At 69.8% G+C, this 18,888-nt stretch carries 19 protein-coding genes; 14 read left to right on the forward strand and 5 right to left on the reverse strand.

The window, feature by feature from the left end; all coding sequences use genetic code 11:
* Positions 1-94 precede the first annotated feature (94 nt).
* Positions 95-229: a hypothetical protein gene (locus E5082_RS33445; protein ID WP_268255627.1), complete on the reverse strand. Its 135-nt coding sequence runs from the start codon at positions 227-229 to the stop codon at positions 95-97.
* Between the two features lie 160 nt (positions 230-389).
* On the opposite strand from E5082_RS33445, the gene E5082_RS17810 reads away from it, so the two are divergent.
* The 11 genes from E5082_RS17810 to E5082_RS17855 all read left to right on the forward strand — a co-directional run bounded on the left by E5082_RS17810 (position 390) and on the right by E5082_RS17855 (position 12,433).
* Positions 390-2,438 (forward strand): APC family permease, encoded by a 2,049-nt coding sequence (locus E5082_RS17810; RefSeq protein ID WP_135792235.1) that lies wholly within the window; start codon positions 390-392, stop codon positions 2,436-2,438.
* Between the two features lie 101 nt (positions 2,439-2,539).
* Positions 2,540-3,868, forward strand: coding sequence for a class I SAM-dependent RNA methyltransferase (locus E5082_RS17815; RefSeq protein ID WP_135792236.1), 1,329 nt, complete (start codon positions 2,540-2,542; stop codon positions 3,866-3,868).
* A gap of 192 nt (positions 3,869-4,060) precedes the next feature.
* Complete coding sequence (locus E5082_RS17820; RefSeq protein ID WP_135792237.1) at positions 4,061-5,131, forward strand: DNA topoisomerase IB; 1,071 nt, start codon at positions 4,061-4,063, stop codon at positions 5,129-5,131.
* 257 nt (positions 5,132-5,388) lie between these two features.
* Positions 5,389-5,934, forward strand: coding sequence for a hypothetical protein (locus E5082_RS17825; RefSeq protein WP_373310057.1), 546 nt, complete (start codon positions 5,389-5,391; stop codon positions 5,932-5,934).
* A gap of 75 nt (positions 5,935-6,009) precedes the next feature.
* Positions 6,010-6,180 carry a hypothetical protein gene (locus E5082_RS32415; protein WP_167514090.1) on the forward strand — a complete coding sequence of 57 codons (171 nt, stop codon included), beginning with the start codon at positions 6,010-6,012 and terminating at the stop codon, positions 6,178-6,180.
* Positions 6,181-6,231: 51 nt separating this feature from the next.
* Entirely contained in the window at positions 6,232-6,549 is a 318-nt protein-coding gene (locus E5082_RS17830; RefSeq protein WP_135792238.1) for a DUF2795 domain-containing protein, read from the forward strand.
* 158 nt (positions 6,550-6,707) lie between these two features.
* The gene (locus E5082_RS17835; RefSeq protein ID WP_135792239.1) at positions 6,708-7,778 is read left to right on the forward strand and encodes an NADH:flavin oxidoreductase/NADH oxidase; all 1,071 of its coding nucleotides are present in this window, start codon (positions 6,708-6,710) and stop codon (positions 7,776-7,778) included.
* Between the two features lie 389 nt (positions 7,779-8,167).
* Positions 8,168-8,746, forward strand: coding sequence for a fasciclin domain-containing protein (locus E5082_RS17840; protein WP_229918870.1), 579 nt, complete (start codon positions 8,168-8,170; stop codon positions 8,744-8,746).
* A gap of 155 nt (positions 8,747-8,901) precedes the next feature.
* Positions 8,902-9,330 carry a hypothetical protein gene (locus tag E5082_RS17845; protein ID WP_135792240.1) on the forward strand — a complete coding sequence of 143 codons (429 nt, stop codon included), beginning with the start codon at positions 8,902-8,904 and terminating at the stop codon, positions 9,328-9,330.
* A gap of 20 nt (positions 9,331-9,350) precedes the next feature.
* The gene (locus E5082_RS17850) at positions 9,351-11,711 is read left to right on the forward strand and encodes a hypothetical protein (RefSeq protein WP_135792241.1); all 2,361 of its coding nucleotides are present in this window, start codon (positions 9,351-9,353) and stop codon (positions 11,709-11,711) included.
* 77 nt (positions 11,712-11,788) lie between these two features.
* Positions 11,789-12,433: a hypothetical protein gene (locus tag E5082_RS17855; RefSeq protein WP_229918869.1), complete on the forward strand. Its 645-nt coding sequence runs from the start codon at positions 11,789-11,791 to the stop codon at positions 12,431-12,433.
* Between the two features lie 17 nt (positions 12,434-12,450).
* Here the strand turns inward: E5082_RS17855 and uvrB are convergent, their stop codons facing one another.
* Positions 12,451-14,373, reverse strand: coding sequence for an excinuclease ABC subunit UvrB (uvrB, locus tag E5082_RS17860; RefSeq protein WP_135792242.1), 1,923 nt, complete (start codon positions 14,371-14,373; stop codon positions 12,451-12,453).
* Positions 14,374-14,630: 257 nt separating this feature from the next.
* Between uvrB and E5082_RS17865 the strand changes: the two genes are divergently transcribed.
* Together E5082_RS17865 and E5082_RS17870 are read left to right on the forward strand one after the other, a co-directional pair.
* Positions 14,631-14,915: an MGMT family protein gene (locus E5082_RS17865; RefSeq protein WP_135792504.1), complete on the forward strand. Its 285-nt coding sequence runs from the start codon at positions 14,631-14,633 to the stop codon at positions 14,913-14,915.
* A gap of 49 nt (positions 14,916-14,964) precedes the next feature.
* The gene (locus E5082_RS17870) at positions 14,965-15,999 is read left to right on the forward strand and encodes a tetratricopeptide repeat protein (protein ID WP_135792243.1); all 1,035 of its coding nucleotides are present in this window, start codon (positions 14,965-14,967) and stop codon (positions 15,997-15,999) included.
* Between the two features lie 55 nt (positions 16,000-16,054).
* Here E5082_RS17870 and E5082_RS17875 read toward each other — a convergent pair whose 3' ends face one another.
* Entirely contained in the window at positions 16,055-16,612 is a 558-nt protein-coding gene (locus tag E5082_RS17875; RefSeq protein ID WP_135792244.1) for a PadR family transcriptional regulator, read from the reverse strand.
* 55 nt (positions 16,613-16,667) lie between these two features.
* Between E5082_RS17875 and E5082_RS17880 the strand changes: the two genes are divergently transcribed.
* On the forward strand, positions 16,668-17,060 hold the full coding sequence (locus tag E5082_RS17880) for a nuclear transport factor 2 family protein (RefSeq protein WP_135792245.1): 393 nt from the start codon (positions 16,668-16,670) through the stop codon (positions 17,058-17,060).
* A 9-nt stretch (positions 17,061-17,069) separates the two neighbouring features.
* On the opposite strand, the gene E5082_RS17885 is transcribed toward E5082_RS17880, so the two are convergent.
* Both E5082_RS17885 and E5082_RS17890 read right to left on the reverse strand, forming a co-directional pair.
* Positions 17,070-17,765, reverse strand: coding sequence for a type 1 glutamine amidotransferase domain-containing protein (locus E5082_RS17885; protein ID WP_135792246.1), 696 nt, complete (start codon positions 17,763-17,765; stop codon positions 17,070-17,072).
* 109 nt (positions 17,766-17,874) lie between these two features.
* On the reverse strand, positions 17,875-18,828 hold the full coding sequence (locus tag E5082_RS17890) for a GlxA family transcriptional regulator (protein WP_135792505.1): 954 nt from the start codon (positions 18,826-18,828) through the stop codon (positions 17,875-17,877).
* Positions 18,829-18,888 lie beyond the last annotated feature (60 nt).

The raw sequence follows: 18,888 nt of genomic DNA on the forward strand, positions 1-18,888 counted from the left end.
CAAAAGTTGCTGCTCGGCATCAGGGTCTCAGACCGGGGCCCAAAGCTGCACACGCGTGCGCGTCCTGGCCGCCGTCAACCCGCCGTGACGGCGTTCATCTGCGCTGTTCGGTGATCGCGGTCACCCCCGGTGCCCGGCGCCGAGTGATGCTGCGCACGCTGCACCCGGTCAGGACGGCGAGACCGGCCAGGGCGAGTACGGCCCCGAGCAGCTCAGCGGCGGCGGGCATGGGACCTCCGAAGTGCGACGACGGGCCGGAGCAGTCATCTAGGCACGGGGGCGCGCGCACTGGGCACACCCCACTTCCGGGCGCCCCCGATTTCACTCGTGAGGCAGAACGCGCCCACCGGTTGCGCGCCCGCCAGTTCGAAGCCTTACGATCCTCTCTCGTGTCCAAACTGACCGACGTGCCCAAACGGATTCTGATCGGGCGCGCACTGCGCAGTGATCGGCTGGGCGAGACGCTCCTGCCGAAGCGCATCGCCCTCCCCGTCTTCGCCTCCGACCCGCTGTCCTCCGTCGCCTACGCGCCGGGGGAGGTTCTGCTGGTCCTGTCCATCGCGGGCGTGTCGGCGTATCACTTCAGCCCCTGGATCGCCGTCGCGGTCGTCGTGCTCATGTTCACGGTGGTCGCCTCCTACCGGCAGAACGTGCACGCCTACCCCAGCGGTGGCGGCGACTACGAGGTGGCGACCACCAACCTCGGCCCCCGCGCCGGGCTGACCGTCGCCAGCGCCCTGCTGGTCGACTACGTCCTCACCGTGGCCGTGTCCATCGCCTCCGGCATCGAGAACCTCGGCTCGGCCGTTCCCTTCGTGGTCCAGCACAAGGTGCTGTGCGCCTGTGCCGTGATCGTCCTGCTGACGCTGATGAACCTGCGCGGGGTGAAGGAGTCGGGCAAGCTTTTCGCCATCCCCACCTATGTGTTCGTCGGCGGCGTCTTCATCATGATCGCGTGGGGCGCCTTCCGCGGGCTGGTCCTCGGGGACACGATGCGCGCGCCCACGGCCGGCTTCCACATCCGGGCCGAGCACCAGGGCCTCGCGGGCTTCGCGCTGGTCTTCCTGCTGCTGCGGGCCTTCTCCTCCGGCTGTGCCGCGCTCACCGGCGTGGAGGCCATCTCCAACGGCGTCCCCGCCTTCCGCAAGCCCAAGTCGAAGAACGCGGCGACCACGCTCGCCATGATGGGCCTGCTGGCCGTCACCATGTTCTGCGGCATCATCGCGCTCGCCATGACCACCAAGGTCCGCATGGCCGAGTACCCGGCGACCGACCTGCTGCGCAACGGCGTGCCCATCGGCTCCGGCTACGTCCAGAACCCGGTGATCTCCCAGGTCGCCGAGGCGGTGTTCGGCAAGGGCAGCTTCCTGTTCATCGTCCTCGCCGCCGCGACCGCGCTGGTCCTCTTCCTCGCGGCGAACACGGCGTACAACGGCTTCCCGCTGCTCGGCTCGATCCTGGCGCAGGACCGCTATCTGCCGCGGCAGCTGCACACCCGCGGCGACCGCCTGGCGTTCTCCAACGGCATCGTGCTGCTCTCCGGCACGGCGATGCTGCTGGTGGTGATCTACGGCGCCGACTCGACGCGGCTGATCCAGCTCTACATCGTCGGTGTGTTCGTGTCCTTCACGCTCAGCCAGACCGGCATGGTCCGGCACTGGAACCGGCACCTCGCCGCCGAGAAGGACCCGCTCAAACGCCGTCACATGGTCCGCTCCCGCGCGATCAACGCCTTCGGCGCCTTCTTCACCGGCCTGGTGCTGGTCGTCGTGCTGGTCACCAAGTTCACCCACGGTGCCTGGGTCGCCCTGCTGGGGATGTGCATCTTCTACGTGACGATGACCGCGATCCGTAAGCACTACGACCGGGTCGCGGACGAGATCGCCGCCGTGGACGGCCCCACCGACGACAGCGTGCGCCCCTCACGGGTGCACTCCCTGGTGCTGGTCTCCAAGATCCACCGCCCCACGCTGCGCGCCCTGGCCTACGCCAAGCTGATGCGCTCCGACACCCTGGAGGCGCTCACCGTCAACGTCGACCCGGCGGAGACCAAAGCGCTGCGCGAGGAGTGGGAGCGGCGCGGGATCGCCGTACCGCTGAAGGTGCTGGACTCGCCGTACCGCGAGATCACGCGGCCGATCATCGAGTACGTCAAGAATCTCCGCAAGGAGTCCCCGCGCGACGCGGTGTCGGTGATCATCCCGGAGTACGTGGTGGGTCACTGGTACGAGCATCTGCTGCACAACCAGAGCGCGCTGCGGCTCAAGGGCCGGCTGCTGTTCACGCCCGGCGTGATGGTGACCTCGGTGCCCTACCAGCTCGAGTCCTCCCAGGTGGCCCGCGACCGGGCCCGCCGCAGGCAGGAGTGGAACGCGCCGGGCGCGGTGCGGCGGGGCCCGGCCGAGCGGCCGAAGGACGGGGCCGGGACGAAGGAGTGACCGTGGGGGTCATCGGGACCCCGTAGACTGGTCGGCTGTTGTCCGCGCGGGCCCTTGTTCGTCCGCCGCCCCTCCCTCCCCGATCTTGGAGTCACCCCACCATGCAGGCAGAACAGAAGAAGTCTCTGGTGGGCGAGGAGTACGAGGTCGAGGTCGGCCCGGTCGCCCACGGCGGTCACTGCATCGCCCGTACCGCCGAGGGCCAGGTGCTGTTCGTCCGGCACACGCTGCCGGGGGAGCGGGTCGTGGCGCGGGTGACCGAGGGCGAGGAGGGCGCGCGCTTCCTGCGGGCCGACGCGGTGGAGATCCTGGACGCGTCCAAGGACCGCGTCGAGGCGCCGTGCCCGTTCGCCGGCCCCGGCAAGTGCGGCGGCTGCGACTGGCAGCACGCGAAGCCGGGCGCGCAGCGGCGCCTGAAGGGCGAGGTCATCGCGGAGCAGCTCCAGCGGCTCGCGGGCCTCACCCCGGAGGAGGCCGGCTGGGACGGCACGGTCATGCCGGCTGAGGGCGACAAGCTGCCCGCGGGCCAGGTGCCGCAGTGGCGCACCCGCATGCAGTACGCGGTCGACGCGGACGGCAACGCCGGCCTGCGCCGGCACCGTTCCCACGAGGTCGAGCCCATCGACCACTGCATGATCGCCGCGCCCGGTGTCAGCGAACTCGGCATCGAGGACCGGGACTGGTCGGGCATGGCCTCCGTCGACGCGATCGCCGCGACGGGGTCGCAGGACCGCATGGTCATCCTGGAGCCCCGCCCCGGTGCCCGGCTGCCGCTCGTCGAGCTCGACCGGCCCGCGTCCGTGATGCGCGTCGACGAGAAGGACGGCGGCGTCCACCGGGTCCACGGCCGCGCGTTCGTCCGGGAGCGCGCCGACGGCCGCACGTACCGCGTCGGCAGCGGCGGTTTCTGGCAGGTCCACCCGAAGGCGGCGGACACGCTGGTGACGGCCGTCATGCAGGGCCTCCTGCCCCGCAAGGGCGAGATGGCGCTGGACCTCTACTGCGGCGCCGGCCTGTTCGCCGGCGCCCTCGCCGACCGCCTCGGCGAGACCGGCGCGGTCCTCGGCATCGAGTCCGGCAAGCGGGCGGTGGAGGACGCGCGGCACAACCTGGCGGGCTTCCCCCGGGTACGGATCGAGCAGGGCAAGGTGGAGTCGGTCCTGCCCCGGACGGGGATCACGGAGGTCGACCTCGTCGTCCTGGACCCGCCCCGGGCGGGGGCCGGCCGCAAGACGGTGGAGCACCTGGCCGGTCTCGGTGCTCGGCGGATCGCCTATGTGGCCTGCGACCCGGCCGCGCTGGCCCGGGACTTGGGGTACTTCCGCGAGGGCGGGTACCGGGTGCGGACGCTGCGGGCGTTCGATCTGTTCCCGATGACGCATCACGTGGAGTGCGTGGCGATTTTGGAGCCGGTCGAAAAGGGTCGCTGACCTGCGGTTCTCCGATCGCTGCCGGTCCGTCGGTCGCTCGTCACGGCGGAGCCCGGCCGTGCGGCTGCGGTTTGTCCGGCGTGCGGGGGATTTGGGTGGGTACCAGAGCGACAGAGCTTCGATCCGGATTCCAACGGGGGACACGGGACGGTCGGAACCACCCATCCGGTAGTGCGCCATCAGGAGGTCGGGATGCGTCTTTGTCACTGCCGTCCCACCGACCCCGGGTTCCGCCGCCTGCGCCAGGGACGCGGCTTTCGTTACCTGGACGCTCACGGGGAGCCGCTGCGCGATCCGGCCGAGCTGGCCCGGATCCGGGAACTGGTCATACCGCCGGCCTGGCGGGACGTGTGGATCTGCACCAGGGCCAATGGGCATCTGCAGGCCGTCGGTACCGATGCCGCTGGCCGCCGCCAATACCTGTACCACCCCCAATTCCGTGCGGAGCAGGAGCAGGCCAAGCACGAGCACGTTCTCGACGTCGCCGATGCCTTGCCCGTGATGCGGCAGGCTGTCGAGGGGCATCTGTACGACCGCGGGCTGACCCGGCACCGGGTCCTGGCCACGGGCGTGCGTCTGCTCGACCTCGGTTTCTTCCGCATCGGCAGCGACCGTTACACCGAACTGAACAACAGCTACGGCCTCACCACGCTGCTCCGCGAGCACTCCCGCTGCCACGGGGGTGCGGTCCTGTTCACCTACACCGGTAAGCACGGCAAGGAGATCGTCCAGACCGTCGCCGATCCTGCCGCCTGCCGCTGTCTCACCGCGCTGTTGCGGCGCCGAGGCGGTGGTGACCGGCTCCTGGCCTACTGGGAACAGCGCTCCTGGCACACGGTGAACGGCGAGGACGTCAACGCGTACCTCAAGGAACTGGCCGGTCTGGAGGTCACCGCCAAGGACTTCCGTACCTGGCACGCCACCGTCATGGCCGCCGTGGCACTGGCCGTCTCCCACCCCGTCGCACGGAGCGAGAGCGCCCGGCGCCGGGCCATCGCCCGGGCGACGCGCGAGGTGGCCGGGTATCTCGGCAACACGCCCGCGGTCTGCCGTGCCTCCTACATCAGCCCACGGGTGATCGAGTTGTACGAGGAGGGCGTCACGGTCGCCGCCGCTCTGGCTCATCTGGGCGACGAAGGCGCGTACGGCGTCCCCGCCACACACGGAGCCGTGGAGCGGGCAGTGCTGCGCATGCTCCGCGACGGGGACCCGTCCGAGGGGTTTGAGCGGGATTCCGCCTCCGCGTTGACGCCGTGCGGGTAGCCGGCTCGTTCACGCGCTGATCGGGGCAACACGCTGTGGTCTCGATCTTGTCTGTGTCGCCGGGTTGCGCATCGCCGCCCACGGGTCGACGTGGGTGGCCTTGCCTCCGCCCAGGGTGTAGCCGCGGGGCCAGTCGGCTGTCCGGTAAATCGGCCATCTTTCGAAAACCCGTGCCGGATGTGTCGTACGGGCCGGGCGGGGCGGGTACCCGAGGCTTCGGCCAATCCGGGGGGCTCGGTCCCGACGAGGAGGCTGCGGTGAGTGCGAGTAACGTCCCGCGTGCCGGCACGACCGGTACGCGGCAGGGCGGCCGGCTCCGGCTGGACCTGCTCGGCATCTATCTCAACGACCATCTGGCGGGGTCCACCGTCGGCACCAACCGGGCCCGTTACCTGGCCCGCGCGACCCGTGGCACCCCGACCGGCGAGGTCCTGGAACCGATCGCGCGTGAGATCGCGCAGGACCGGCGGAGCCTGCTGGACATCATGGCCAGGCTGGGTGTCCAGGCGCGCCAGTACAAGGTCTTGGCGGGACGCACGGCCGAGTTGGCCGGGCGGCTCAAGAGCAACGGCCGCCTGGTCCGCCGGTCCCCGCTCACCACGGTGGTCGAGCTCGAGTTCCTGCGGCTCGGCGTCGAGGGCAAAGCGGCCGGCTGGCGGACGCTGCGCCCGCTCGCCGAGACGGACGAGCGCCTCGACCCGCGGCAGCTCGACCAACTGCTCGAACGGGCCGACCGGCAGCTGCGCACGCTCGAGGAGCTCCGCTTCCGGCGGTCGCAGGAGGTGTTCCGGGGCCCTGGGTGACCGACCTGTTCCTCGGCGGGGCTCAGGCACCCGCCCTTTCGCAGGAGATACAAGGCGCACCAGAGGAGTGCCGTCATGACTGTTCCCGAAGAGAACCGACCGAAGACCCACACCACCGACGAGGTGGTCATGGAACCGTCGCAGGACCGGGACGCGGAGGGTCGGACCGGCGGAGCGAAGAGCCGCGACCTGCGTGAGGCGATGGACGAGGCGGGGATCGAACCGGACGACTTCGAGGACCGGTAGGCGTGGCCACTCGCCGCGCCGACGAGCTCGGACAAGCAAGGAGGATCCCTCATGGCACACACCAGCGTGCCGGAGGTGCTGGACGCGATCAAGGACGTCGACTTCCCGGCCGACAGGGATGAGCTGGTCGAGGCGGCGCGGTCGGCGGGCGCCTCGGAGGAGGTGATCAAGGCACTGCGCGGTATGCCGCCGGAGCAGTACGCGAACCGCGAGGAAGTGGCCAGGTCCGTCCGCGTGGACCCGGCCTCGGACCTCGGACTCACCGCAGCGCAGCGCGCGGAGCAGGCCCGTGCGGGCGGCAAGCCCGGACTGTCCCAGCACCTGCGGGAGGAGCCGAAGACCCCGATCGAGGAGGAACTCGACCGCTGACCGTTCCTCGCAGGCACGCCCGGCCGGCGGTGTGGGCCACGAGCGGCCGGGGTACTCGGGTGCACCCACCGTGCGGGGCGCCCCGCAGGATTGCAGGCCGTCACGGCTCGACGGCTGCGAGGCACCCGGCGTCTCACATCCCTCCTGCGAGGCTTCCTATGAGCCGTCTCTTCTCCCCACTCACCCTCCGCGGCACGACGTTCCGGAACCGGGCCTGGGTGGCCCCCATGTGCCAGTACAGCTCGGTAGACGGCTATCCCCAGGACTGGCATCTGGTCCATCTCGGCTCCCTGGCGCGTGGCGGGTCCGGCCTGGTCATGCAGGAGGCCACGGCAGTGGAACCCGAGGGCCGGATCACCCCCTCCGACGCCGGTATCTGGGAGGACGGGCAGGCCGCCGCGTACAAGCGGATCACCGACTTCGTCCACGAGCAGGGGGCCGTTGCCGGCATCCAGATATCCCATGCCGGCCGCAAGGCGTCGACGGCGCCGCCCTGGGAGGGTGACGCGTACGTCGAACCGGAGGCCGGAGGATGGCAGACGGTCGCACCGTCACCGCTGCCGTTCGACGACTGGCCGGCCCCGCGGGAGCTCAGCGCGAACGACATCCGCGCCCTGGTCCGGGCCTTCGGCGAAGCCACCGCGCGGGCGCTGTCCGCCGGCTTCGAGGTCCTGGAGATCCACGCCGCGCACGGCTATCTGCTGCACCAGTTCCTGTCACCGCTGTCCAACCACCGCAGTGACGAGTACGGAGGCGATCTCGACGGACGCAGCCGTTTCCTCGTCCAGGTCACCGACGCCGTACGGGCGCAGTGGCCGGAGGACCGTCCGCTGTTCGTACGCTTCTCGGCCACGGACTGGGCCGACGGCGGCTGGACCCCGGAGGAGACGGTCGAGCTGTCGCGGCACCTGGTGGCCCACGGCGTCGATCTGGTGGACATCACCAGCGGCGGGCTCGTCCACAACGCCCGTATCGAGGTGGAGCCCGGCTACCAGGTGCCCTTCGCGCGAACCGTCCGCGAGGGCGCGGCCCTGCCCGTCTCCGCGGTCGGACTGATCACCGCACCGGAGCAGGCCGACCAGATCCTCGTGGACCGCTCGGCCGACGCGATCATGCTCGCTCGCGAACTGCTGCGCAACCCGACCTGGCCGCTCCGCGCGGCCTACGTGCTCGGTGACGACGTCCCGTGGCCGAAGCAGTACCAGCGCGGCCGCCTGCGTCATCGCTGAGACAGTGGGTGCAAGTCGAGGCCGCGCGCTCCGCACCGTACGGGGGGAATACGCTGACGACGCCCGCCCGATGGCGGAACCCGGACAGTCAGACCGTCACGACCGTTCAGGACCACGCGACTTGGCTGTCTCCGCCGCGGAATGGACACTGAAGGCGCGCCGGGGCCGACGCGCCCCCACCGGAGGCGGGCGGTCAAGTCATCACGCGGGGTGCGGAGAGGTCCGGCAGGAGTCGAGATGCGGTCTTTGATCCGTGCTGGATATCCTTGCGGAGGATCGGGCGGAGCCGCCCGGGGCGTGGCCGTGCAGGCCCCCGTCCCGCCCAGCGAAGAGGGCGTATCCCGCAAGCCGCCTTCGCGGCGCTCACACCTCCATGGGAGGGAGTTGCGATGAGGCTCACCCACATGCACACGGTCAGGTTCGCCGGAGCGGCTCTGGCCGCCATCCCGCTCGCGCTCGGTGCTCTCACATCCCAGAGCAGCGCTCAGGACGCGTCTCCCAGCCCCTCGGGAACCTTCGGGCCGGGCTGCTCGGCGCTCTCCCAGAAGGCCGATACGGCCAAGGACAAGGTGGTGGACGCCGCCGCCGCGTACCCGCAGCTCAGCCAGCTCGTCTCGGCGGCCGTCCGGGCACACCTCACCGACACCCTGAACGACAAGTCCGCGGTCACCGTCTTCGCGCCCAACAACGACGCCTTCCAGAAGGTGACCGCGTCCCAGCTCTCCTCACTGCTCAGCAACGAGGGGCAGCTCAAGAAGGTGCTGACCTACCACGTCGTGGACAAGGAGATCACGCCTGATCAGCTGTCCAACGGTTCCTTCACCACGGTGGAGGGCGGCAAACTGACCACGTCCGGGTCGGGCACCGACTTCAAGGTGAACGACAAGGCGAACATCGTCTGCGGCAACATCAAGGCGGCGAACGCCACCATCTACGTCGTGGACTCGGTCCTCCAGCCTCCGTCCTGACCCGCCCTCCGGTTCTCCGCCTCACTTGACGAGGCACGGCGTCGCACCCCTGCGCGGCCGCCGTGCCTCGTCCCGTCACCGTACGAGGGACTTGATCGGGCCGACGGCACCCTGGATATGGTGGTCGCCGGGCCCGGAGGGACTTGGGGGAAGCGGTGGCGTTCGAGCAGGAGTGGGCAGAGGTGCGCGCGGCGGCGTCCAAGCGGACTGCCGTGCAGCTCAACAGTGTTCCGGCCGAGGGCGGCGGGGGCGGTGGCGGGTATGACCTCGTGGTCAACCGGGACGATCTCGGCGCCATCGGCAGTGACGCGTACGACCTGTTGGGCCGGATGGGCAAAGAGGGCGACATCGCCCGCGCGTCCACATTCGACGCCGCGACGGCGTTGACCAACGGGAACTTCGTCAGCGGTTCGGCCGTGCTGAAGGTGCACGACTTCTGGCAGACGCACCTCAAGACGCTGCTGGACGCCTGTGCGCAGATCTCCAACCACCTCGATTACAGCAAGGCGCGGCACGCCAAGGACGAAGTGAAGATCGTTGGGGATCTGGCGCAGATCTCCGCGCTCACGGACTACATGAAATAGGGCTCGGGGGAGCGCGCTACATGCTGAAGTACGAGGACATCATCGACGCCCCGCTGGGGAAGCTGAAGGCCGCCGCCGACGACTGGTCGGAGATGGCGGGGAAGCTGGACAAGCTCGCCGCGGACGCCGCCGACGGGATGAAGGCGAAGGCGGACAAGGCCGACTGGGAGGGCGTCAACGCGGGCGTCACCAAGGCGTTCATCGGGAAGACGGTCAAGGAGTTCGCGGACGCCGCGGCGGAGGCCAAGGGCGTGAAGCTGGTCCTCGAAGACGGTTACACGGCCATCAAGCAGGCCCATGACGAGCTGGTCGGCATCCGGGATCACGAGGGGCCCGCGGCCGGCATCCGCGTGGACGACAAGGGCAAGGTCACGGCGCGGAAGCCGTTGTCCGAACTTCACATGGCGCGGCACGATCCCGACTACATCGACCTCATCGGGCAGGAGAGAAAGAACATCGAGTCGTGGCAGAAGAGGATCGACCTCATCGTCGACAACTGCAACGACACCGACGTCGCCCTCAAGAACGCCCTCGAGGCCAACGTCACCGACCGCAAGGACTTCAGCGCTCCCACCTACACCAAGCTGGACCAGGAGGAGGCCGCCCGCGCCGCCGCTCTGGCCGCCAAGGGCCGGGACCTCACCCACGCCGAACTCCAGCAGCTCAACGAGCTGTTGAAGGACAACAGCCAGTCGCGGGAGTTCGCCAAGGACTTCTACGGGAAGCTCGGCCCCGAGAAGTCGCTCGCGTTCTTCGGGCAGCTCTCCAAGGACACGTACGACTACAGCAAGGTCGACCCGGAGCGCCTCAAGGACGTCCAGGAGCTTCAGAGGAACCTCGGCCTGAACCTGGCCACCGCCTCCCACGACAAGGACTTCACCGACAAGTGGGGCCCTGAGCTGCGCAAGTTGGGTACGGAGCGCATCCCGCTGGCCAAGCACGACTACGACGGCCCGTTCGGCTACCAGCTCCTCGGCGGGATCATGCGGAACGGGAACTACGACGCCAAGTTCCTCAACCCCATCGCCGAACACGTGGCGCAGCTGCATGCCAAGGCCCCGTTCATGTTCGCCGATAACAAGGAAGTGAACGGCTGGCTCAAGAACCCGTACAACCCCTCCGGCGTGAACGGAGCCGGTTACGACCCGGCCACCGCCATGCTCGAAGCCCTCGGCAACAGCCCTGACGCGGCGAAGCACTTCTTCGCCGACCCGCCGACCGCGTACCACCAGGACGGCACGGTCGACCACGGTGCCACGGCCGCCCTCGGGAAGGACAAGGACGGCCATGCGATCGACAACTACCTGGACTTCTTCAGCAACGAGAAGTGGGAGTCCTTCCCCGACGTCAACTCGATCGACCCGGACGAGCACAAGGCGTCGCTCAACCAGATGCCCGACGCCCTCGGCCACGCCTTGGAGGCGGCGACCCTCGGCTACCCGGCCGGGCATCCTGACGCCCACGTGGTGCGGGACGCGGACAACGCCGCGATCATGCAGAAAGTGATGGAGAAGTACGCTTCCGACCCCGAGCTGCTGAAGAAGCATCACGAGGCCATGGCCGACAGCCTGGGCACCATGGGCGCCGGCTACATCGACGACATCAACTGGGCGCTGGACAAGAACGATCCGCAGAGCGTGTTCGCGCCGGGCAGGAATCCCGAGGGGCATGTCGACTTCCGGGACACTGTGGACGGGAACGGGCGGAGTGTCGTCCGGGGCTTCCTCAGCACCCTGGGTCAGCATCCGGACGCGTACGCGACGCTCTCGACCGCCGAGCAGGTCTACACCCGCAGCGCACTGGAAGGGGCGGTGGGCCCGGACGGAAAGATCACCGACGAGGTCGCCGCCCAGGCCAGGGCGACCGTGCGCACCGGCGCCGAGGTGCAGGGCATGCTCGACCAGTCGCGGGCCGACCAGGTCGAGGCCACCAACCTCAAGACCCACGAGGACTACGAGAAGGCGGTCGCCAAGCGGGCGGGCTGGGTCGAGTTCGGGGCCACGGCGGGCATCGCGGCGGGCGTCGCCTTCCTCCCCGCGACCGCGGCGGTAGGGGCCGCGGCGGTGCTGATTCCCTTGGCGACGGATACCGCGAGTGGGGCGGCGGAGCAGTTCATCGGGCAGATGGTCGGAGATGTCGCGGACGGCTCCGTGGATGAGCACAAGGAGAAGCTGGAGGATCTCACCGACGACCAGAAGGACGCGATCTACTCCGCCGGTGAAGGCATGGCCGAGGCTCCGATGAAGGACTTCCTTTCCCGCTACGTCACGGAGCCTAAGAAGGACCAGTTCGCCCAGGACCTGCGCGAATCGATGCTGCTCGGCTACGGGGTCGGAAACGACCGCGAGAACCAGCAGGGCAATGACCCGGAGACCGGCTGATGCCTGTGGGCGGCCGAGGACACGTGAGGATGCGGACAGTGATCAGTCGTAGGTCAATACGCGGGGGACTGCCTTCCGTGGCCGTGGCCGGTTCATTGCTTCTCGCGGCGAGTGGGTGTGGAGGGGGCGAGGGCAAGGACGGTCTCCCGAAGGACTACAAGGTCGTCGCGGGGACACAGCTCTGCGGCGGCAACGCCATCTCCGCCGACGCGTCCAAGGCACTGAAAGTGATCACGGGGGCGTCGCGCTTCGAGGCGTCGTCGAAGGATTACACCGTTGCGCAGTCCGCTTCGGCCCTCGCCTTGGCGTACCCGACCTCCTCTACTGAGGATACGAACGCCTGTCGCATCTTCACGCCCATCGGCACGCCGCATTTCAAGCTCGTGATCACCTGGGGGCTGGCCGAGAACGCTCCTTCGGATAAACCAGCGGCCTCGAAATTCACCGTGCTGAAGATGGGAGAGGAGACCCTCGCAGGGACTGAGCAGGCTTACGTCTTTTTCGCTTGTCAGAGCGACAGGCTGGTCGGGGCGTCGGGAGAGGCTCACATCGTAATCGGCGTGGAGCGCGGCGGCATGCCGAGGGATCCCCAGGACAACGTGAAGGCGTTGAAAAATGCCTACGCCACCGTCGCCCACTCCTACGCCCTCGCCATGGCCAAGGAACTCCGCTGTGACAAGAACGGCGGCCTCCCCCCGAAGCCCGTGCTGGACCCCGCGTAGCGGCCCGCTGCCGCGGTCTACGCCGCCATCTTCTGGTTGTACGACGTGCCGGTCGTCGGGTGCTGGGACTCGGGGTACTGCGCGGACACCGTGTGCCGGATCTTCTTGCGCAGAGCGGTCGGGCGTATGCCGTGGGTCTCGTTGTGGGCCGTCTGCAGGGCGCGGCGGCGGTTGGTCTCGTCGATGGCGCGGGCCATCGAGGGGGTCAGCCGGTTGGCGTACATGTGCACCTCGCCGCTGACGTTGCGCGCCGCGCGGCCGATCATCTGGATCAGCGCCGTGTCGTTGCGGAAGATCCCGTCCTGGTCGGCGTCGAGGATCGCGACCAGCGAGACCTCCGGCAGGTCGAGTCCCTCGCGCAGGAGGTTGATGCCCACGAGGACGTCGTACTCGCCCCGGCGCAGGTCGGCCAGGAGCTCGACCCGGCGCAGGGTGGTCACGCCGGAGTGCAGGTAGCGGACGCGGACTCCCTGGCTGTCGAGGTAGTCGGTCAGCTCCTCCGACATCCGCTTGGTCAGCGTCGTCACCAGGGTCCGCTCGCCCCGGGCGGACCGTTCGCGGATCTCCGCGAGCAGGTCCTCCATCTGGCCGGCGGTCGGCTTGACCGTCACCTCCGGATCGAGCAGCCCGGTCGGCCGGATGATCTGCTCCACAACGGCGCCCCGCGCCGCGGTCAGCTCGAAGCGGCCCGGCGTCGCGGACAGGTAGACCCGCTGCGGGCAGCGCGCGGCGAACTCCGACCACGTCAGGGGACGGTTGTCCATTGCGGACGGCAGCCGGAAACCGTGCTCGACCAGGGTGTTCTTGCGCGCGGCGTCGCCGTGGCTCATGCCGGAGAGCTGCGGCACCGTGACGTGCGACTCGTCGATCACGACGAGCAGGTCCTCGGGGAAGTAGTCCAGCAGCGTGGACGGCGGTGCGCCGGGGGCGCGGCCGTCCAGGTGCCGGGAGTAGTTCTCCATCCCGGAGGCGACCTGCGTGTGCCGGATCAGCTCGATGTCGTACTCCGTACGCGTCTGCAGACGGTCGGCCTCGAGCAGCTTGCCGGCTCGGGTCAGCTCCGCGACGCGCTCGGCCAGCTCGGCCTGGATGGAGTCGGCCGCCGTGCGCATCCGCTCGGGGCCCGCGAAGTAGTGGGTGGCGGGGAAGACGCGGGTGCGGTCGATGACCTCGCGCACCTCACCGGTCTCCGGGTCGGCGACGGTCAGCCGTTCGACGGTGTCGCCGAACATCTCCACCCGCAGCATCGTCTTCTCGTACGCGGGGTGGATGTCGATGGTGTCGCCGCGCACGCGGAACCGGCCCGCGGCCGGCTCGCCGTCGGTACGGGTGTACTGGATGTCGACCAGCGCCGCGAGCAGCTCCTCCCGGTCGACGGTGTCGCCCACCGCCAGCTGGAACGAACGGTCGAGGTAGGACTGGGGCGTGCCGAGGCCGTAGATGCAGGACACGGACGCCACGACGATCACGTCACGGCGGCTGAGCAGCGACCAGGTCGCCGAGTGCCGCAGCCGGTCGACCTCCTTGTTGGAGACCGACTCCTTCGCGAAGTAGGTGTCGGTGCTCGGCGCGTACGACTCGGGGCGGTAGTGGTCGTAGAAGGAGACGAAGTACTCGACCGCGTTGTGCGGGAACAGTTCGCGCAGCTCGTTGGCGAGCTGGCCGGCGAGGGTCTTGTTCGGCGCGAGCACGAGGGTGGGGCGCTGGAGCTTCTCGATCAGCCAGGCGGTCGTCGCGGACTTGCCGGTGCCCGTGGCACCCAGCAGCACCACGTCGCTCTCCCCGGCGCGGAGGTGCTTCTCCAGCCCGGCGATCGCCTGCGGCTGGTCTCCGGACGGGGTGTGGGGGGAGACCACCTGGAACGGCCGGCCGGTGCGTATGACCTGGTCGGCGGTGTGCTCGGCCAGGGTGATGCGCCGGTTCTCGGACGGGAATGCCATGGGTTCGCTCCTGAACTAGAGGCAACCGCACAGAAGCGGACAAAAGATACTTAGACTCCGTCCATTTTGCGTGTAGCATCCAATCTTGTCAATGTCTAATAGCTTTACGGTCGAGTTGTGTGCTACGGCACTCGTTGTCCGAGGTGCAGGGCGTCATCATCAAGAAGCACACCCACGACGTGGGCTACAAGGGCTACACCCGCCACTCCACCGAATCACGTGGCCATCCACAAGGGACGCGCGCCGGCGAAGGTCGCGTGAACACCGTCGACGCGGTCCGCGAGGTCGTCGCCACGGTCCCGCGCGGCCGTGTCGTCTCCTACGGCGACGTCGGCAAGCGGATCGGTGTGGGGCCCCGGCAGGTCGGGCGGGTGATGGGCCTGCTCGGTGACGGGGTGCCGTGGTGGCGGGTGGTCCGCGCCGACGGGACGCCCGCGACCTGTCACGAGGGGCGGGCGCCGGCGCTGTTGCGGGGGGAAGGGGTGCCGATGGTGGGCGCGCGGGTGGACATGGGGCGCGGCCGGCACCGGTGGGCTCACTGAGGGCGGGGTAGCGGCGAGAAGTCGTTCGCCGGTTCGAGAAGATGTCCCCATGACAGAAAGCAACCTGGCCGCCGAGGCCGCGCAGCGCCTCGTGGCCGGTGACCGTGCGGCCGCCCTCTCCCTCTATCTGCGGGCCTGGAACCGTCCGGACGATGAGGTGGCGGAGAGGATCTTCGACCTCGTCTCCGAGTGGGGCGACATCGACGCCGCGCTGAAGACCGTCGAGGCCGAGGCGCAGGGTGGCAATCCGGCCGCCTACGAGGCGCTCGCCGAGCTGCTGGTCGAACTCGAGCGGCCCAAGGAGGCGTTGGCGGCACTCCGGTCGGCGGCCGATGGCGGCCGGGACGTCACCCTGATGATCGCCTCCGTCCTGGCCGACGAGCTGGGGGACCGCCGGCAGGCGGAGGAGTACTACCGGCAGGCGCTCGTCGACGACAACCCCCGCGCCCTCAACGACTACGGCGCCTTCCTCAGCGAGGACGACGAACGGCTGGACGAGGCCGTCGACTTGCTGCGCCGGGCCATCGAGCGCGGCGACACCATGGCGGCCGGCAACCTCGGCCGGCTGCTCGCGGACGAGGAGAAGTACGAGGAGGCGCTGCCCTGGCTGAAGCAGGCGCTGGACGCCGGGCACCGCTCCGTACTGGCCGTACTCGGCGAGACCGAACACGCCCTCGGGGACCTGGAGCCGGCCCGCACCCACCTCCGCGAGGCCCTCGCCGAGGAGGTCACCGGCGCCCACTTCGCCTACGCCCTCCACCTGGCCGACACCGGCGCCCCCGAGGAGGCCGTACGCCACTACGAGGCCGCCGCCAAGGAGGACGGCGAGACCAACGCGTATCTCAACCTCGCCCTGCTCCATGAGGAGTTGGAGGAGTGGTCCCGCGCCGACCATCACTACCGCGAGGCCCTCGCCCACCAGGACGAGACCGCGTACGTCTACTACGCGCAGTTCCTCGCGGATCGGAACCGGGGGGACGAGATCGGCGCGTTGCTGAAGTCGGCGGAGCAACTCGACTTGGACGAGGAGGACTTGGCCGAGCTGCGGACGCTCGCCGAGGAGAGCCGCTCCGGCAGGTCCTGACCCTTCCGGGGTGAACCTGCCGGGGTCCCTCAAGGGGCCCCGGCAGGGCGGGAGTTCACGACGAGCGTGCCGCCAGCACCCGCAGTGCCAGCTCCCCCCACCGCAGGTTCTCCTCCTCGAAGGCGATGCCCCGCAACAGGGTGAGGTACGGGCCCACGCGGTCGGCGCCCGCCAGGAACTCGTCCTCCGTGCGGCCCGCCAGCAGCCGTTCCCGCAGGCGCTCGTAGCGCGCCAGCTTGTCGCGTGACCAGTCCATGTGGGCGGTGATGTCGGCCTGGACGGGGGTCGGGTCGGCGATGTCGGCGCACTGGACCTTGACCAGGAGGCCGTCGCGGATGGCGGTGGGGCGGGTGATGGGGGCGGCGAGGTGGGCGCGGAGGGCGTCGTGGCCGGCGTCGGTGAGGGAGAAGAGGCGTTTGTCGGGGCGGCGGTCCTGGCGGACCACGCGCGCGGTGACGAGGCCCTCGCGCTCCATCCGGTCCAGTTCGCGGTAGAGCTGCTGGGGCGTCGCCGTCCAGAAGTTGGCCACCGAGGCGTTGAAGCCCTTGGCCAGGTCGTAGCCGGATGCCTCGCCCTCCAGGAGGGTGGCCATCACCGCATTGCGCAGGGTCACGCTCTCACCCTACTCTCCAACACACCTATTCAACTTGTTGAGTAAGGAGCACCCCGTGCATCCCTTCCGTGCCGCCGTGGAGAACCGCGACGCCGACGCCATCGAGGCACTCCTCGCGGAGGACGTCGTCTTCACCAGCCCCGTCGCCTTCAAGCCGTACGCGGGCAAGGCGATCACCGCCGCGATCCTGCGCGGCGTGCTGCGGGTGTTCGAGGACTTCCGGTACGTCCGGGAGATCGCCAACCCGGACGGGCGGGACCACGCCTTCGTCTTCACGGCCACCGTCGGCGGCCGGGAGATCCAGGGCTGCGACTTCCTGCACTTCGACGAGGAGGGGCGGATCGACGACTTCACCGTCATGGTCCGCCCCCTCTCGGCGGCTCAGGCGCTGTCCGAGGCCATGGGTGCGCAGTTCGAGCGCATCAGCCGTGAGGCGGCCGGCGCCTGAGCGGGCTCCTCAGCCGAGCCGCTTCAGGACCTCCTCCGCCAGCGGTGCGGAGGAGGCGGGGTTCTGCCCCGTGACCAGGTTCCGGTCGACCACGACCTTGGGCGCCCAGGGCTCTCCGACCTGCACGTCGACGCCCGCCTCGCGGAGCCGCGTCTCCAGCAGCCACTTGGCCTTGTCGGCGAAACCGGCCTGCGCCTCCTCGGCGTTGGAGAAGCCGGTGACCTGGTAGCCCGCGAAGGCGTTCGTGCCGTCCGGCCGGGTCGCCGCGAGCATGGCGGCCGGGGCGTGGCAGACGATCGCGAGCGGCTTGCCGGAGTCGAGGGCGTCGACCAGCAGCCGGCCGGAGGTGGCGTCCACGGCCAGGTCCTCCATGGGGCCGTGTCCGCCGGGGTAGAAGACGGCGTCGTAGTCGTCGAGGTTCACGTCCTCCAGCGGGACAGGGCGCTTGAACTCGGGCGCGGCCTCCAGCGCGGCGGCGATCCGGTCGGCGCCCTCCTGGCCGCCGTTGACCTCCGGCGCGAGGCTGCCCTTGTCCACGGTCGGGACCACCCCGCCCGGCGTGGCCACCACCACCTCGTCACCGGCCTTCTTGAACGCCTCGTAGGGCGCGACGGCCTCCTCTGCCCAGAAGCCGGTCGGGTGCTGGGTGCCGTCGGCGAGCGTCCAGTGGTCGGCGCCGGTCACCACGAAAAGGATCTTCGACATGAGGTCTCTCCAAGCACTCTGGGATCAGGGGAGCACCGGCTCCCCGTTCGACCGTAGACGGATGCCCGGAGCGGCGCCCATGAAGCCGAGGCCTGATCTGCGGCGACGTCTACTCCACCCCCACTCCCCGGAACGTCCGCCGGTATGCCAGCGGGGTCACCCCGATCGCCGCGTGCAGATGCTCGCGGAGCGAGGTCCCGGTGGCGAAGCCGACCTGTGCGGCGAGGTCGTCCACGGCGAGGTCGGTGGTCTCCAGCAGGTGCCGCGCACGGGCGACGCGCTGCTGGATGATCCAGCGCCCCGGACTCGTACCGACCTCCTCGTTGAACCGCCGCGCGAAGGTGCGCAGGCTCATCCGGGCGTGCCCGGCCAACTCGGCCAGCGACAGCGGCTCGTGCAGGCGCTCCAGCGCCCACTGACGGGTGGCCGAGGTGCCGTTGGCCTGCTCCTCGGGCACCGGGTGCTGGATGTACTGCGCCTGCCCGCCGTCGCGCCACGGCGGTACGACGCAGGCGCGCGCCACGTCGTTGGCGACGGCCGCGCCGTGGTCCTGGCGCACGACATGCAGGCACACGTCGACCCCCGAGGCCGCGCCAGCCGAGGTGAGGAGGTCGCCGTCGTCCACGAACAGCACGTCCGGGTCGAGGTGCACCGCGGGGAACCAGGCGCGGAAGGTGTCGGCGAGGGCCCAGTGGGTCGTGGCGCGGCGGCCGTCGAGCCGTCCGGCGGCGGCCAGGACGAAGGCGCCGGTGCAGATGGAGACGATCCGGGTGCCGGGCGGTACGGCCGCGAGCGCCGCCTCCAGCTTCGGGGGCAGGCCGCGGCGGACCAGGGAGACGTCGAACGGCGGGAGCACGACGGTGTCCGCCGTCGCCAGCACCTCGGGACCGTGCGCGACGGCGACCGAGAAGTCGGCGCTGGTGGCGACGGGGCCGCCGTCGGCCGAGCAGGTCAGCACCTCGTAGCGGCTCCGGGCCGTGCCGAAGACCCGGTTGGGGATGCCCAGTTCGAAGGGGTAGACCCCGTCCAGGGCGAGGACGACGACGCGGTGCGGAGTGGTCATGGCATGATCCCGTTGAAAGATGGCATTCATGCCATGGTACGTCGGCCCGGCTCGGGTGAA

The organism is Streptomyces griseoluteus, assembly GCF_004784465.1.
Lineage (GTDB): Bacteria > Actinomycetota > Actinomycetes > Streptomycetales > Streptomycetaceae > Streptomyces > Streptomyces griseoluteus.

What these genes read in the sequence shown, in the direction of transcription:
- E5082_RS33445 (WP_268255627.1), bottom strand. Translation starts at nt 229, where the DNA reads ATGCCCGCCGCCGCTGAGCTGCTCGGGGCCGTACTCGCCCTGGCCGGT.
- E5082_RS17815 (WP_135792236.1), top strand. Translation starts at nt 2,540, where the DNA reads ATGCAGGCAGAACAGAAGAAGTCTCTGGTGGGCGAGGAGTACGAGGTC.
- E5082_RS17820 (WP_135792237.1), top strand. Translation starts at nt 4,061, where the DNA reads ATGCGTCTTTGTCACTGCCGTCCCACCGACCCCGGGTTCCGCCGCCTG.
- E5082_RS32415 (WP_167514090.1), top strand. Translation starts at nt 6,010, where the DNA reads ATGACTGTTCCCGAAGAGAACCGACCGAAGACCCACACCACCGACGAG.
- E5082_RS17830 (WP_135792238.1), top strand. Translation starts at nt 6,232, where the DNA reads ATGGCACACACCAGCGTGCCGGAGGTGCTGGACGCGATCAAGGACGTC.
- E5082_RS17835 (WP_135792239.1), top strand. Translation starts at nt 6,708, where the DNA reads ATGAGCCGTCTCTTCTCCCCACTCACCCTCCGCGGCACGACGTTCCGG.
- E5082_RS17840 (WP_229918870.1), top strand. Translation starts at nt 8,168, where the DNA reads ATGAGGCTCACCCACATGCACACGGTCAGGTTCGCCGGAGCGGCTCTG.
- E5082_RS17850 (WP_135792241.1), top strand. Translation starts at nt 9,351, where the DNA reads ATGCTGAAGTACGAGGACATCATCGACGCCCCGCTGGGGAAGCTGAAG.
- uvrB (WP_135792242.1), bottom strand. Translation starts at nt 14,373, where the DNA reads ATGGCATTCCCGTCCGAGAACCGGCGCATCACCCTGGCCGAGCACACC.
- E5082_RS17870 (WP_135792243.1), top strand. Translation starts at nt 14,965, where the DNA reads ATGACAGAAAGCAACCTGGCCGCCGAGGCCGCGCAGCGCCTCGTGGCC.
- E5082_RS17885 (WP_135792246.1), bottom strand. Translation starts at nt 17,765, where the DNA reads ATGTCGAAGATCCTTTTCGTGGTGACCGGCGCCGACCACTGGACGCTC.
- E5082_RS17890 (WP_135792505.1), bottom strand. Translation starts at nt 18,828, where the DNA reads ATGACCACTCCGCACCGCGTCGTCGTCCTCGCCCTGGACGGGGTCTAC.